General features: G+C 58.3%; 14 protein-coding genes. All 14 read right to left on the bottom strand.

Annotated elements, in window-relative coordinates:
• Positions 1 to 47 precede the first annotated feature (47 nt).
• The 14 genes from A9513_RS34805 to A9513_RS11930 all read right to left on the bottom strand — a co-directional run bounded on the left by A9513_RS34805 (position 48) and on the right by A9513_RS11930 (position 12,641).
• Positions 48 to 1,106, bottom strand: a complete 1,059-nt coding sequence (locus A9513_RS34805) for a lysozyme inhibitor LprI family protein (protein WP_083196098.1) — start codon at positions 1,104 to 1,106, stop codon at positions 48 to 50.
• A gap of 60 nt (positions 1,107 to 1,166) precedes the next feature.
• Entirely contained in the window at positions 1,167 to 1,745 is a 579-nt protein-coding gene (locus tag A9513_RS11990) for a TerD family protein (protein WP_065084858.1), read from the bottom strand.
• Positions 1,746 to 1,776: 31 nt separating this feature from the next.
• Positions 1,777 to 2,352, bottom strand: a complete 576-nt coding sequence (locus A9513_RS11985; RefSeq protein WP_065084857.1) for a TerD family protein — start codon at positions 2,350 to 2,352, stop codon at positions 1,777 to 1,779.
• Positions 2,353 to 2,380: 28 nt separating this feature from the next.
• Positions 2,381 to 3,415, bottom strand: coding sequence for a TerC/Alx family metal homeostasis membrane protein (locus A9513_RS11980; RefSeq protein ID WP_065084856.1), 1,035 nt, complete (start codon positions 3,413 to 3,415; stop codon positions 2,381 to 2,383).
• A gap of 11 nt (positions 3,416 to 3,426) precedes the next feature.
• Positions 3,427 to 3,876 (bottom strand): tellurite resistance TerB family protein, encoded by a 450-nt coding sequence (locus A9513_RS11975; RefSeq protein ID WP_065084855.1) that lies wholly within the window; start codon positions 3,874 to 3,876, stop codon positions 3,427 to 3,429.
• Between the two features lie 50 nt (positions 3,877 to 3,926).
• The gene (locus tag A9513_RS11970) at positions 3,927 to 5,126 is read right to left on the bottom strand and encodes a TerD family protein (protein WP_065084854.1); all 1,200 of its coding nucleotides are present in this window, start codon (positions 5,124 to 5,126) and stop codon (positions 3,927 to 3,929) included.
• A complete protein-coding gene (locus A9513_RS11965; protein ID WP_065084853.1) occupies positions 5,123 to 5,716 on the bottom strand; it encodes a TerD family protein in 594 nt (197 codons plus the stop codon). The genes A9513_RS11970 and A9513_RS11965 overlap by 4 nt, the downstream gene beginning before the upstream one ends.
• Before the next feature lie 2 nt (positions 5,717 to 5,718).
• Complete coding sequence (locus A9513_RS11960; protein WP_065084852.1) at positions 5,719 to 6,447, bottom strand: HAD family hydrolase; 729 nt, start codon at positions 6,445 to 6,447, stop codon at positions 5,719 to 5,721.
• Complete coding sequence (locus tag A9513_RS11955; RefSeq protein ID WP_065084851.1) at positions 6,444 to 7,394, bottom strand: HpcH/HpaI aldolase/citrate lyase family protein; 951 nt, start codon at positions 7,392 to 7,394, stop codon at positions 6,444 to 6,446. Before A9513_RS11955 ends, A9513_RS11960 begins: the two co-directional genes overlap by 4 nt.
• Positions 7,394 to 8,488 (bottom strand): cysteine protease StiP family protein, encoded by a 1,095-nt coding sequence (locus A9513_RS11950; protein ID WP_065084850.1) that lies wholly within the window; start codon positions 8,486 to 8,488, stop codon positions 7,394 to 7,396. The genes A9513_RS11955 and A9513_RS11950 overlap by 1 nt, the downstream gene beginning before the upstream one ends.
• Positions 8,481 to 9,239: a trehalose phosphatase gene (locus A9513_RS11945; protein WP_065084849.1), complete on the bottom strand. Its 759-nt coding sequence runs from the start codon at positions 9,237 to 9,239 to the stop codon at positions 8,481 to 8,483. The genes A9513_RS11950 and A9513_RS11945 overlap by 8 nt, the downstream gene beginning before the upstream one ends.
• Positions 9,229 to 10,356: a phosphoribosyltransferase domain-containing protein gene (locus A9513_RS11940; protein ID WP_065084848.1), complete on the bottom strand. Its 1,128-nt coding sequence runs from the start codon at positions 10,354 to 10,356 to the stop codon at positions 9,229 to 9,231. The genes A9513_RS11945 and A9513_RS11940 overlap by 11 nt, the downstream gene beginning before the upstream one ends.
• A 72-nt stretch (positions 10,357 to 10,428) precedes the next feature.
• On the bottom strand, positions 10,429 to 11,568 hold the full coding sequence (locus tag A9513_RS11935; RefSeq protein WP_065084847.1) for a trypsin-like peptidase domain-containing protein: 1,140 nt from the start codon (positions 11,566 to 11,568) through the stop codon (positions 10,429 to 10,431).
• Between the two features lie 68 nt (positions 11,569 to 11,636).
• Positions 11,637 to 12,641 (bottom strand): ATP-grasp domain-containing protein, encoded by a 1,005-nt coding sequence (locus A9513_RS11930; protein WP_065084846.1) that lies wholly within the window; start codon positions 12,639 to 12,641, stop codon positions 11,637 to 11,639.
• Between the last annotated feature and the right edge of the window lie 649 nt (positions 12,642 to 13,290).

Below are 13,290 nucleotides of genomic sequence, written 5' to 3'. Positions count from 1 at the left end.
CTGGGAGTTGGGGCCTGACCAGGTGCAGGCCTATGTCCATGTGTCGTCTATGCACGGCCAGCGAGGTAGTCGTCAATGTGGCTGAAGCGGCGATTGCGACACATCCAAGCGGTGAAGAATGTGAACAGTGCGCCGGCGGCAATTGCCCAACCTCGGCGTCGACGGCGATCAGCCTTGGTGTTTCCACCGAGCAGCAGCAGCGCTATCAGGAAGATGAAAAGGGTGAACAGCGCAATCTTCGCGTAGAGCGCGAGAATGAAGTACGGGGAAAAACCGTTGCTTCGGTAGGTCTGGATCAGAATCTGCAGTGACATGAGCGCAAACACGGCCAACGCGGACCACCCTGCAACTGCCTCCGATAGCTCCAGCCATCTGGCGAGGAAGTAGGTTCCAAGCGCCAGCACAGGGGTCAAAGTGGTCCAAAGGGCGTCGGTGTAGTCGGTGTAAATGTCTAAGTTCTCCCGCGAGTGAAGCCAAATGCACACCAGCAAGAGAGCGACCATTGCGACCAGCCCAATCTTGAATGGCCTCATGTCCTGACTCGGATGTGTAGTGCCCTGATCGGCCGGATCGTTAGTGAGAGCCGTTGACACCTGGGCTCCAAGATTGGGAGCACTGGGCGTGCCGCGGTTGATGTCGAATTCTTCTGCTGTGGCCGGGGAGTTGGCCTTTGGAGTCGGCTGCGCAGCTGTAGGCCTGGGCGATGAGGGTTTTGCCACTTGCGCGGGTACTGGTTCAGCTCCCCAATGGGTAAGCGTTCGAAGTTGCTCGGTCATGGCCACCGAGACACAGGTCGTCGTGGTGCAGGCATTGCGCTGCTTCAACCACGACTTTTGGGACCGACGGACTTCCGCCTTTTGCTCTTCCGGCAGCCGGTCGACTGCTTTGACATACGCGGAGTTTACGTCTTCATCGGCTCGTCGCAGCGCGGGTGATGAGCAGATGGTCGTTTCTGCGAAGTTCTGTGCCTTGGCACAGTCGAAGCTGGTTGCTTCGGCGGTGGAGATGCTTGTTGCGATCCAAGCGGAAAGGACAGCAATACCCTTCATCATGCGGCGCATGTTGGACTTCCATGAATACGTGGTCGTGTCGTCGGAACGGTTCATTCCCTTGCTGCAGATGTGAAAAAGCCCCAGCCGGAGCCGGGGCTTTTCAACGTGCAGGCCTTAGCCGATGCTCACGCCGTGAGCTTCTGCCAGAGGCTTCAGGCCGCCGGCGAAGCCTTGGCCGATCGCCTTGAACTTGAATTCGTCGTTGTGACGGTACAGTTCGCCGAAGATCATCGCAGTTTCGGTGGAGGCGTCTTCGGACAAGTCGTAGCGCGCGATTTCTTTGCCGTCAGCCTTGTTCAGAACGCGGATGTAGGCGTTCGAAACCTGGCCGAAGGACTGCTTGCGGGCGTCGGCATCGTGGATGGTGACGGCGAAGACCAGCTTCTTCACGTCAGCGGCCAGACCGGTGAGCTTGACGTTGACCTGCTCGTCATCGCCGTCGCCCTGGCCGGAACGGTTGTCGCCCAGGTGCTCGATGGAACCGTCAGCGCTCTTCTTGTTGTTGTAGAAGATGAAGCTGGCGTCGTTCAGCACTTTGCCGCTCTCGCCGGTGACGAATACGGACGCATCGAGGTCGAACTCGGTGCCGTCAGTTACGCGCGGGTCCCAGCCCAGGCCGACGATAACTTCGCTCAGGCCCGGTGCTTCCTTGGAGAGGCTGACGTTGCTGCCTTTGGTCAAAGACACTGCCATGGTGAAATTCCTTGTTCAGAAGTGGTGTGGATTAGAAGTTCATGCCGTAGCCGTTGGCTACAGCGCGCAGACCGCCGGCATAGCCCTGGCCAACAGCGCGGAACTTCCACTCGCCGTTGTTGCGGTACAGCTCAGCGAAGATCATCGCAGTTTCGGTGGAAGCGTCTTCGGCCAGATCGTAGCGAACGATCTCGGAGCCGTTGGCTTCGTTGACGATGCGGATGAACGAATTGCTGACCTGGCCGAAGTTCTGCTTGCGACCTTCGGCGTCGTGGATGGTGACGGTGAAGGCGATCTTGTCGACGTCAGCCGGAACACGGCTCAGGTCGACTTTCAGCACTTCGTCGTCACCATCGCCGGCACCGGTACGGTTGTCACCGGTGTGCTCCACGGAGCCGTCAGCACTTTTCAGTTGGTTGTAGAAAATGAAGTCGGCTTCGCTACGGATCTTGCCGGTCGCGCCCAGCAGGAATGCGCTTGCGTCCAGGTCGAATTCTGCGCCATCAGTCGCGCGCGGGTCCCAGCCCAAGCCAACCAGAATCTTGGTGAGGCCGGGGGCTTCCTTGGACAGGGAAAGGTTGCCGCCTTTTTGGAGAGACAGTGCCATGCGTAAAGCTCCTTTTGGTTGCTACTGATTACGGGTTTTCTGCCGGCGTTTCTTCCTTTTCGGGGAAGAGAACGCTTGCCACGATACCGACTGCCAGAACCGCCAGCACGATGATCAGGCTGGTATTCGGCGAGATGCTGATGCCGTGGTGGAACAGGTGGTCGGTCGCGTTCAGGCCGAGTTTTGCGGCGATGAAGAACAGCAGCACGACCACCGCTTTCTCGAGGTGCACCAAGTAGCGCTTAAGTGCCTCGAGGACGAAGTACAGGGTACGCAGGCCGAGGATGGCGAACAGCATGGCCGAATAAACGATCAGAGGTTCCCGGCTGACTGCGATGACGGCCGGAACAGAGTCGAAGGCGAACAGTACATCGGACACCTCAACAACGACCAGGCAGAGGAACAGCGGAGTGGCGAAGATGCCGCCCTTGGCCGCCAACGACATGCCCTTGTTTTCGGTCTTCTGGATTTCTACTTCAAGCTTTTTACGGCTCACGAAGAAGTTGTGCCCGTACAGCTTCGGCCAGACTGGGAACAGCTTCTTGGCGAAGCGATATGCCAGGTGCTGGGAATAGTCCTCCTCCTCGTCATCATCGTCGCCGCCTTTCAGCATCATCACGGCAGTCCAGGCGACGATGAGCGCGAAGATGATTTCGACCCAGGGGCCGAATGCGAGCAGGCCGGTACCGATGGCCACGAAGACGCCGCGGAAGACGATGGCACCGATAATGCCCCAGTAGAGCACGCGGTGACGCAGCCCATCCGGGACCTTAAACCAAGCGAAGATGGCCATAAACACAAACAAGTTGTCGACAGAAAGCACCTTCTCCAAGGCATAACCGGTGACGAACAAGCTGGCTACTTCTGCACCGTGCTGGACGTACAGAAAACCGGCGAACGCCAGGGAGATAGCCACCCAGAACACCGACCAGATCGAGGCGCGGGCCAGGGTGATCGGCTTGTCATCGCGGTGGGTGACCATGTCCAGCAGCAGGGCGGCGAGCGCCAGGCCGACGAATACCGCCATGGTCAGCGGAGGGAAGCCAATGTGAGTCGATTCCACGTTTCTGTACCTTAGAGTTCGAAATCGGCCGGGTTCAGACCCAGCTCCAGGCAGATCAGGCGGCAGGCTGCCTTTTCTTTTTCATCGAAGTTGCCATCGGATGCGCCGATGGCGCAGCAGACGCGGACCAGCAGGCGTGCTTCGCCGTCCTTGCCTTTGATCTTGCTGATGGCTTTCAGGGCTTCGGCCTGGCCGATCTGGAAGTCGAACTCGAACTTCGAGCAGGCATCGGAGAAGACTTTGATGACGTCGGTCAGGTTGAAGACCTTGAGTTCCGGAGAGGTATTGATGAAGCCAGTCATCTTCATCTTCTCTTCGGACTTGATCTCGCCATCGGCTGCGGAGATCAATGCGCAACCGTTGGCCACAGCCTCCATGAAGGTCCGATTTTTGAACTTACTGACCTCGGTGGTCAGCGTTTCGCGGGCTTTAGCCGCGTTGGTTTTCAGCCATTCGAGCATTCGGTTTTTCCCCTCAAATGGCGGGGCTATGGGCCCCGCCGTAATGTTTATTACTTGGAGCCGGCGGTCCAGCGCATACCCCAGCCGTAGGCGATGTCCATGTCCTTGTGCCCACGGTGGAAGTCGACACGGCGGGTGACCTTAACGGCGCCGCCCACGTTTTCAAGCATGGCAATGGCGCACATACCTTGGCGGCCGCCTTCTTCGTTCAAGCGCACTTCGATCTCGGGTTGGCCGGGGATGAAGATCGTCACAACACCGTCGGTGGCCTTCCAGTTCGGAGCGCCCTCGTAGATGTATGCGAAGACCAGGACGCGTTTTATTTCACCCCATTGCCGGCCGTTGATGTGAAGCCACTCACCACCTGCTACGGAGCCGGTGCGGTCGTCGCCCATGAGCTGGATGTAAGGTTCGTGATTCAGGTCGCCGAAGGCTTCACCTAGAGCCTGCACGACGCCCTTGTAGCCGTCCTGCAGTTCGAACAGGCAGCCGACGTCGAGGTCAACTGACTTGTTCTTGCCGAAGATGCCACCGAGCACGCCGCCGTTATTCCCCTGATTCCAGTTCAGGTTCACCTTGATTTCACCGAAGCCTGCAGCAGGCTTTTCCAGGCTGATGCTGGACCGACTCTTATCGAGAGTGACCTTGCTCAGGCTGATGGTGGACTTCGGTGGTACCGGAGCCGGCGCGGGGGGAGGAGTAGGCACAGACGCGGGTGCTGCAGCCGGAGTCGGGACAGGAGCAGGTGCGGCAATGTCGACGCCGAAATGCTTGGCCAGAGGTTCCAGTCCACCAGCGAAGCCCTGCCCGACACAACGGAACTTCCAGGCACCTTGGCGCAGGTAGAACTCGCCGAGGATCAGTGCGGTTTCGTTCATTCCGCGAGTCGGGATTTGAGCTTCGATCCCGCCAGTTACCGCAAGAGCTAGCGTGCTTACGCGGTCAAACGACGCCTTGTTTTCGTAGATCGTTGCAGTGAGCGCGACCTTCTCAACGGCCGGGTCAATACGGCTGAGGTCGAGGGTGAAGGACGCGTTTCCTGCAGAGTTACCGCTCTGCTGCACTGCGCCGCCGAGAATATTCGGCTGGCCGTAGAAGCACATATCCCCGTCGCCACGCACCTTGCCGGTGGCAGTGAGAGCGAATGCAGAAATGTCGATATCAGCGCCCGGAATCGGGGTGTAGTTGATGTCGACGCGCACTTGGCCGGTGGCTACCGGCGCATTACCGCCAGGAACCAGAGTGGTCATGCACGCACCGCCTGAACGGCCAGGTTCACGAGATCATCGACGGTGCGACCACTGGTGGTCTGACCGATAGCCTTGAAGGTCCAGCCGTTGGCGCCCTTGCTCAGGCTGGCCATTACGATGCCCGTGTGGTTGCCTTTCTCGGACAGGTTGAAGCGTACGATTTCTTTGTTGTTCGCCTCGTTCAGAATGCGGCAATACGCATTCTCGACCTTCGAGAAGTTCTGGCCGGTGAAGGAGTTCACCGTGAACACCAGGTGCTGAGCTTGAGAAGGAAGGCGCTGCAGGTCGACGTAGATGGTTTCGTCGTCGCCGTCGCCTTCGCCAGTACGGTTGTCACCGGAGTGCTTGATCGAGCCATCCTGCGATTGCAGTTGGCGGAACCAGACGAGATCGAGCGGCTCATAGTTGCCGTCCAGGATGATGCAGGAGGCATCGAGATCGATCTCGTTATTGCCGCCACCGACCAGTTTGGCCAGGAATCCCTTGGCTTTTTCGGGGTCCCAGCCCAGGCCCATGCTGATTTTGCTCAGACCAGTACCAGCCTCTTTCTCCAGAGAGATGCTCTGATTTTTGCTCAGGGTGAGTGCCATGATTACGCTCCTTGTTGATCTTCATTGTTCGGTTGGGATTGGGAAGCAACAGCGCCCTCCTTTCTCCCGACTTGCTTGAAAGGTGCGCGGCTTCGCCGCCAGGTAGGGTGGAAATGCCGCCAGTGAGGATCTTGGGCAGCAGCAAGCAATTCGTGATCTCCGCGGGTATCGCCCCATGCGCGAAGGCGATACTCCGTCAGCGGGCCATATACCGCTTCCAGTCGGCGGACCTTGTTCTCACACCGGCAGTTGTCCCCGAGGATTCTTCCGGTAAGCAGGCCGTCTTGAACTTCCAACTCGGTGCCAATCAGCTTGATCCCCAGCCGACTTGCGAACGGTCGGAGGACCAGTGCCGGCGAGGCAGAGCAGAGAGTCACTTCTGCACCAGAGGCCAGTTCTTCGGCGACAGATCGTAACCCTGAAGGGCGCATGAGCCGCGGCCAAATGAGGTGGCAGAATTCCTCTGCTTTCTGGCCTACCCATTTGGGTTCTACTCCTGTCAGGAATGTGCTGATCAGGCGTGCCTTGAGCTCGTCCCGGGTCATTCCTTTTGCGATGTATCTCAGGCTGGGAATCACCAGCTTGAAGATCCGCCGCAGGAACTCTCCACGTCCGAAAGCGAAGCGCAGGAACGGCACGAAACTGTCGTGCCGCGTCAGGGTGCCGTCGAAGTCGAATACCGACAGCACCTTCGCTCCCGTGGGGCCTGCCTCAAGCATCTCTAGGCTCACCCGCTCACCTCCGCCAGTCGGAAGCCAGGCTCGCCCACGCTGATCTCCGCAGGCTTCACCCCGAGGCACTTGGCACGCTCCAGGATGTTGCTCGCCCACTTGAAGTGAGTCGCTGGCTCGCACATTGCGTTGTTGTGCTTGAAGACCGCAGGTGCACCCTGGTTGACGATGAGTTTCGCCGTATTCAGATCCTCGATGCTGACGCGCAGTGCATCCTGGATCATCGAGATTTGGGTCGGATGGATAGCGGTTTTACCGACGAGGCCGTGGGAGATATCCAGTTCCAGCTCTTCCTGCAGCAGCTCAGGCGTAGCCAGTTGCTCAAAGACCGGGGCAGTCAGGGCAAAACCCTGAGCTCCCATGACGCCTGTGAGCATCGGAATGACGTAGCTCATCGGGGTGTCATAGAGCGTCTTGCTGGGGTTGCGTCTCAGGCCCAGGCAGCCCATCAGGTCGTTGCCACCGATACGCAACGCAATGATGCGTTCATTGAGTGTTGCCTTTAGCGCCTCTCCCAGTTCCACCATTGCACCGGGGTTATAGACATCAGGAGTTTCAAGGGTTGGCATCAGCAGCAGATCAGGATTGCTGACGGCCTTCTCCCAAGCTCCGAGGCTCTTCAGCGTCAGTTTCGGGACCACAAAGCCATCAACATTCTTCATCAGCGGCCAGTCGTTCAGGACTGCAGCCATTCCCGAGTCCCGGGGGCGGACGAAGAGCAGTGGTCCGCACTCCGGGCGGCCTCCATGAGCATCGATCTGCATCAGCAGCTTTTGCAGGTTGGCCAGAGCACTCGCGACATCGATTTCGGCAACAGCGTCCTCAAGGCACACAACGAGAGAGCGCAGCTCAGGCAGCTTCGTGCCAAAGACGATCTCGAGGATGTCATCTCGGGTCGCTGGCATGTACAGGGTCGCCCCCAGGGCGAACGGCGAAATCACTTTCATCAGTTCGCACTCCGGATGATGGTCACTGCACGATAAGGTCCAAGCTCTTCGCCGACTTCTTCCACGGAGACGCCCGCCCGCTCGGTCAGGTGCATCAGAAGCTGAACGTCACTATCGGAGCGATCGCGCACGAGCACATGGTCAGGCACACGCCGAAGAACGGCGCGGGTCGCCTCGGCGATACCTGGCTTCACGCGGTTCATGTTGGTGATGCCGAATCGACTTGCCAGGCCATCCACAACCGCCACAGCAGCCTCTTGGAGGCGTAGGCTTTCGTCTGCAGACCATGGCGTTGCAGGCTCAACGGCGATCAGAGCACGACGCTGGTCCTCAATCTGCTCGATGAACTCGCGGGTGACGTCGTGCTCGTGTAGATGGTCGTAAACGACACAGCCGTGTAACCCCCCATCCGCGGGCCAGATGGACCGCGAAACCAGGCCGGAAACAGTCGCCCCCAGAATCCCGGAAGGGATTACCCAGTCTTCGGCGGACGCTGCCAGCCAAGCACGACCGCACGGGTCGGCAAGTACAACTAGGCGCGGGTCTTCAGGGAAGCGTTCATCGTCGCCCAGCGTACGTTTGAGCTCTCCAGAAATGGCTCCCTTACCTGTCCAGCCGTCGACGAAAACGATGTTCTCGGCGCCGTGGCGGGTGATGATTGATTCCAGAGCGACTGTATCGATGCCGCGGTCTCGGATGATGCTGACGCCATAGTGGTGGGCATCTCGGCCCATCTCCACCAGCGACCGGCGCAGAAGAACTCCCAGAGGCAGTCCAGCTCGAACGAAGGAGACTAGCGCGATGCTCGGCCCGGAGCATGCAGCATTGAGCGCCAGCGCTAAAGCTTGGACGTCGGTGGCCATGCGTTTGCCGTTCTGGACCAGGGCACGAGCGTAAAGGTTCTTATGAACCTCAGTCGGCGCGTGCTCCATGCTGATCATCTCGGAATAGTGTTTCCGATTGCTCTGGATCAGCCGCTCCTTCTCCTGGACATCGGTGACTTCCATTTGCATGGGCTGCAGCAGGAAGTGCACGTCGTCCGGTGCGTAGCTGCCGCTACCGACCGTAGCCAGAGAGGTGATGGACTCACTCATGGATCAGCCCCTCCACCGCTTTGGCCAACTGGCTGCGTGCTGGGGTTGCCCACATGTGGCAGAGGTCCATGAAACCGAGATCTGTGATGCTGTCACCGAAGCCCAGCACAGGGCGCTCACCGTTGAGCTCGATATCGCGGCGAAGCAGCTCTTGAACCGCCAGGCGCTTTGCAAGCCCATTGGGCAAGAAGGCCAGGTTGTTGCCGTTGCCATGAATGTGTATGCCATTCAGCAAGCCGCGTGCTTGAACCGCCGCGAGCACCTGAGTGAGAACCTCGTCGGTGCCCTCGTTGTATTTGGTCACGACGTAATGGCGGAGACCCTCCTCTTCTACCACCCAGCCGCGAAGTGAGAATCCAAGCTCTTCACCGATCTGCAGGGTGGCTTCGCTCAGTGCTGGAAGGCGATCCTGGAATGTCCAGAGCGATTCGGCCATATGACCGTGCCAGTCCTGGTCAACCGAGCCGTTTGGTTTCAGGATCACTCCGCCATGAGAACAGATGGCTCCATGGCTGAAGGGCAACTTCACGCGGCTGTACGCCTCGACGCTGCGGGCGGTAACCGGCACTACGTCTGCAGTCGCCAGCAGCCAGTTGATGAAGGACTCTTGCACCGGGTTCATGTAGCCATTTGGCTGTCCATGCACATCCAGCGTTGCGGTTTTACGCGGCATACCTTCAGGCATTTTGCGGGCGGTCTGGAACAGTGTGTCGTCGAGGTCGACGAGCACCAGCGGGCGATTACTGCTCATCAACAATCACCTCCGCACCCAGAGCATCGATGAGCTCGGCGGGGAGCGCCTGCGCCGGCGTTTCGGAGCACAACAGAACCCGGTCGAACTGCCCAGGCTTCACGTTGTAGATAAAATTCGGAATGCCGAGGCCGTAGTTGTCCGAGAAATACAGCGCGTGTTCGATCGAATGCCCGATGGCAATGGGGGAGCGCGTTGTGGAGCTGAAACGGACATCCGCACCTGCACGCTCCAGGCGCTCGGCCAGGAGGAAGGGCCGCCAGACGAATTCACTGGTGCCGATCACGATGACTTTCTCGCCCGGCTTTACCTGCAGGTCAGGCGCGAGGGTGTCATCTACATGCTGTACACCCAAGCGGCCCCAGTCATTACGGGGAGAAATCGGCCATTCACCGATAGAGACAGCCCCGACATCGGGCATTTCAGGTAACGGCGCCTCCGGGTCTTCGTGGAACTTGTACGAGCCTTGCAGCAGCGAGACGGATGACGCCGAATCACCGATTGATTTGGTCACAGCTCCTGCGGACCAGTCGGTGAGGACACAGGTCACCACACGCTCGATCTTACTCAGGCCAGCATCCACTAGCGCTCTGTGCAGATTCACGAAGGTTTTCCCGGTGGAGGCCTCATCGTCAACCAGTACCAGGGAACGGGCCTGGAGCATCATTTCCCGAAGTGCGGGGTCCACCGGCATGTGGATCAGGTGAGCGCTGGCGTGGCTGTGTTCCTCTTCGAAGCGAGTAAACAGCTCGGTGCCTAGCGGATGGCGGGTGCTCACCAGGTACATGGTGTCCGGGCGAGTTGCGCTAAAGGCGCGGTGAACACCTGCGCCGAGACCTACCGCGGTTTCGGCCATTCCAATAACCAACACCGGGCCCGGGAGATCTGTCGGGATTTCTGCAGCCAGGCTTTCAAAACTGGCTGCCATGACGGACGGTCGAACAGGAATATGCCGGCCCAGGACTTTGGACACGAACAGGAAGGCGCGCTTGGGGTTGCGACGTTCTGCAAAGCCAAGCAGAGCATCCGGAGGCAGGACTGCATCGTTGACTTTGACTTCGAGCTCCCCACGCTTCAGTTGAGCGCGGATGGAGACGGGTACTGCTTGGCTTTCCATATCTGCTTCCTTGGTTGGCGCGAGGGGGGGTGACCCTAACGCCTGCTCCCTGTGTTTCAAGTCAAAACCGGTCTATGGATTTCTCGCCTCAATTCGCCATAGGGATTGCTGTGCATCACGGGAGATCTGGGACGTAGTGAAGGTCTGGCCAGTAGGGGGATTTCTGAGCGCTTGCACTTGGCAGGCATCCAAGAACGCGAGGGACAGACCGGCCTTCACCGCAAAGTTCATGTTCTGCGCGTCGGGTACGGTTGAGGTCACCATTCCCACTACTGCGCCTGATGTATCGAAAAGCGGACTGCCGCTCGAACCGGGCTGAATCGGGGCGGTGAACTGCAAAAGGCTGGCGTCATTGTGAAGACCGAACAGGGCGGATACGCCACCTTGGGTGACGTGCACTCCACCGCCAGCCAGGCCGGCCATGGGGAATCCCATCGCAACGACCTGTTCGCCCAAGTCGCAGCCCATGCCGTCACGGAAGGTCACCTGCTTGAACGCCGGCGCACCGTGAACCCGCAGTAATGCCAAGTCGTTCCTGCGGTCGACAACAACCGGCTCAGCACGGTGTCGACCGTCAAAGGATGCAATGTGGATTTCCTGCATGTCCTCGATGACATGTGCGCAAGTGAGGATGTGAGTTGGGGAGACGGCAAACCCCGTTCCAGTTGCACTGCTAGAGCGGCTGCAGTCAGGAGAGCTGGAGCGACGATGTGGATGTGCATCGTCGATATTCAGGCCAATTCGGCGTCCAAGGGCGGCCAAGCCGTACGCAGAGCCCTCCGCTAGGGCCCGGAATTTCCACTGCTGATTGCGGCAATAGAATTCGCCGATGACGATCGCTGCTTCGCCGTTGTCAGAAAGATCGAGGCTGTACTCAATCTGACCGTCGACTTGCAGTCGGAGGTTTCGCAGTTCGCGAACGGGACCAATGGCCGAAAAGGCGTAGACAACGACCAGAACACGGTCGGCTCCAGCTGGCAAAGCAGACAGATTTAGCTTGCAGCCAACCTTCTCTTGACTGCCATTCCACTCCATCCAGCTCTGATCAACCTGGAAGAGCGCCGCATCTCCTTTCGGCTGACGCTTGTCATCAACCGGAAGAAGAGCAACTGCAGCATATTCCCCGAAGGCCGTGGTATTCGCGCACTCCAGCGTCCAGGAGCACTGCGGTGCTCCTATCGCGGTGTTTGCGCCTGGCGCCAGCACCATCATCCCTGCATCGCTCCCTGAATCGTGATCCTTACAAAGCAAGGCAAAATAGTATCAAACTTAAGGTTTGATTAAATATCAGGCTTTGTCGGTATCGCAATCGTGATGGCCTTCACTCTGACATTCGGTCGCCACTCACTCTCTGGCGCCGGCAGACCCAGGCGTGTTGTAGCGAAGATGCCAGGAAGGTTGATGCCGGTATGTTGGGTGTAGCCAATACCACCGGAATAGCGGGGATTGATTTCCAGAAGGTGGGGGATGCCATTGGAGTCATCCTTAGTCTGGACGTTGACCAATCCGTCGCACTTGAAATGGCGGGCTGCACGAAGCGCCAGCTCTACTGCCGCGGTGTCTCTCTCAAAGGTCTGATGAAGGCCTTGCTTGCGGCGTCCCACATATGCGATCGGCTCGCCACCTTTGCACACCATGTCGATCGAACATTCGCTTCCTGCGAAGTAAGGCATGACCAAGAGCGGTGCCCGCTCAGAAGAAGCGCAATAGGCTTGCAGGTAGGTCTCGAAATTGATTTCCCTGCTGTCCGGGTTGGCAAAGCAACGGAATGGGTCCGCTCCCTCTTTGAACCGCCAGAAGCCTTGTCCGTAAATGCCCACCGCGGGCTTAACGCACACCTCTCCATGTGCACTGAGCTCTCTGTACGCGTCCGCCAGCTGCTGGGAGTTGGTGGCAGTGATGGCGGGCACGCAGGCCAGATGTGCCAATTCGGCTTCGGCGGTGAAGTTGGTCTTGTTGTCTACCAGATGGAAGGTATCCATCGACAATCCGCCGGTGACCAGATCCAGACCCGCATCAACGAAACGCTGCCGTTGAGCCTCAAAGACGCTGCCCACCCGGCCAGCAAGGATCACCTTGATACCGTTGGTGACTGCGGTATCCAGTACCCAGTCGATGCGCTCTTGGTTGTCCGTCGGCTCGGTGAAGCTGACATCAGCGTTGGCGGTTATCTCCGGCCTGTCCTGGCGATGGGAAGCGCAGATCTTGATATGTGCTGGAAGGGCTTTCCGTGCACCAAGGATTATGTCGCGCTGGCTGGACTGCCCTTCAAGAAACCAGATCAAAATAAAGCCCTCAGGAGCCTAGGCATCGAGTGCCACAAGTGGATGGATGATGAAGGGGGAGATAACAGCCGAGACATACCGACCAACCAGCGCCAAGAATTCTACTGGAGCTTTTGCTCAATTTTCGCCGATTGATGAAGCACTTTGCCACCAAATATGCCAAAGCCGTATCACACTGCCCAGATCGGGCATCAGAAATTGCTCGATCATGGAAAAATACTCCGGCCCCAGTCGCATCTGTCCTCGAGCAGCGGGGTCGAACCTTCGTTGGTCTGCTATGCGATGGGTGATTGGATACGAGCTTCATCGCATCCGCAATGATGCTTGCTATAGCAGTCTTAGTGGCCAAGCTGGCTTTCGCGCCTACTCGCGTCAAGCCAGAGAGGATAGGGCCTCAATCATCTCCGGCAGCACCTCTGTCATGACTACAATTACGGCAGATCTCGACTTCGCATCCAATTTCAGACTGAATCGCAGCTTTCGCCATCAGATTCAGGCTCGTTTTATAGAAGAGCGAATCCCGATGCGCTTTTGGCAGAAATTTAAAAGTGGGCGGTTGCAGAAGCTGAGTGCAACACGGTTACTGGATTGAAGCAGGTGCATCATGCTGCAACGCCACTACCTCTGTCATGACCTCAATCGGGCATTT

Origin of the sequence: Pseudomonas sp. AU12215, assembly GCF_001675465.2 — a bacterium.
GTDB classification, from domain to species: Bacteria; Pseudomonadota; Gammaproteobacteria; order Pseudomonadales; family Pseudomonadaceae; genus Pseudomonas; species Pseudomonas nitroreducens.
This window is presented reverse-complemented; position numbering and strand designations above follow the sequence as displayed.

Bases quoted from the DNA above. Each gene is read 5' to 3' on its own strand.
- A9513_RS11950 (WP_065084850.1), bottom strand. From the start codon at position 8,488: ATGAGTGAGTCCATCACCTCTCTGGCTACGGTCGGTAGCGGCAGCTAC.
- A9513_RS11945 (WP_065084849.1), bottom strand. From the start codon at position 9,239: ATGAGCAGTAATCGCCCGCTGGTGCTCGTCGACCTCGACGACACACTG.
- A9513_RS11975 (WP_065084855.1), bottom strand. From the start codon at position 3,876: ATGCTCGAATGGCTGAAAACCAACGCGGCTAAAGCCCGCGAAACGCTG.
- A9513_RS34805 (WP_083196098.1), bottom strand. From the start codon at position 1,106: ATGAACCGTTCCGACGACACGACCACGTATTCATGGAAGTCCAACATG.
- A9513_RS11940 (WP_065084848.1), bottom strand. From the start codon at position 10,356: ATGGAAAGCCAAGCAGTACCCGTCTCCATCCGCGCTCAACTGAAGCGT.
- A9513_RS11985 (WP_065084857.1), bottom strand. From the start codon at position 2,352: ATGGCACTGTCTCTCCAAAAAGGCGGCAACCTTTCCCTGTCCAAGGAA.
- A9513_RS11935 (WP_065084847.1), bottom strand. From the start codon at position 11,568: ATGATGGTGCTGGCGCCAGGCGCAAACACCGCGATAGGAGCACCGCAG.
- A9513_RS11990 (WP_065084858.1), bottom strand. From the start codon at position 1,745: ATGGCAGTGTCTTTGACCAAAGGCAGCAACGTCAGCCTCTCCAAGGAA.
- A9513_RS11955 (WP_065084851.1), bottom strand. From the start codon at position 7,394: ATGAAAGTGATTTCGCCGTTCGCCCTGGGGGCGACCCTGTACATGCCA.
- A9513_RS11965 (WP_065084853.1), bottom strand. From the start codon at position 5,716: ATGGCACTCACCCTGAGCAAAAATCAGAGCATCTCTCTGGAGAAAGAG.
- A9513_RS11970 (WP_065084854.1), bottom strand. From the start codon at position 5,126: ATGACCACTCTGGTTCCTGGCGGTAATGCGCCGGTAGCCACCGGCCAA.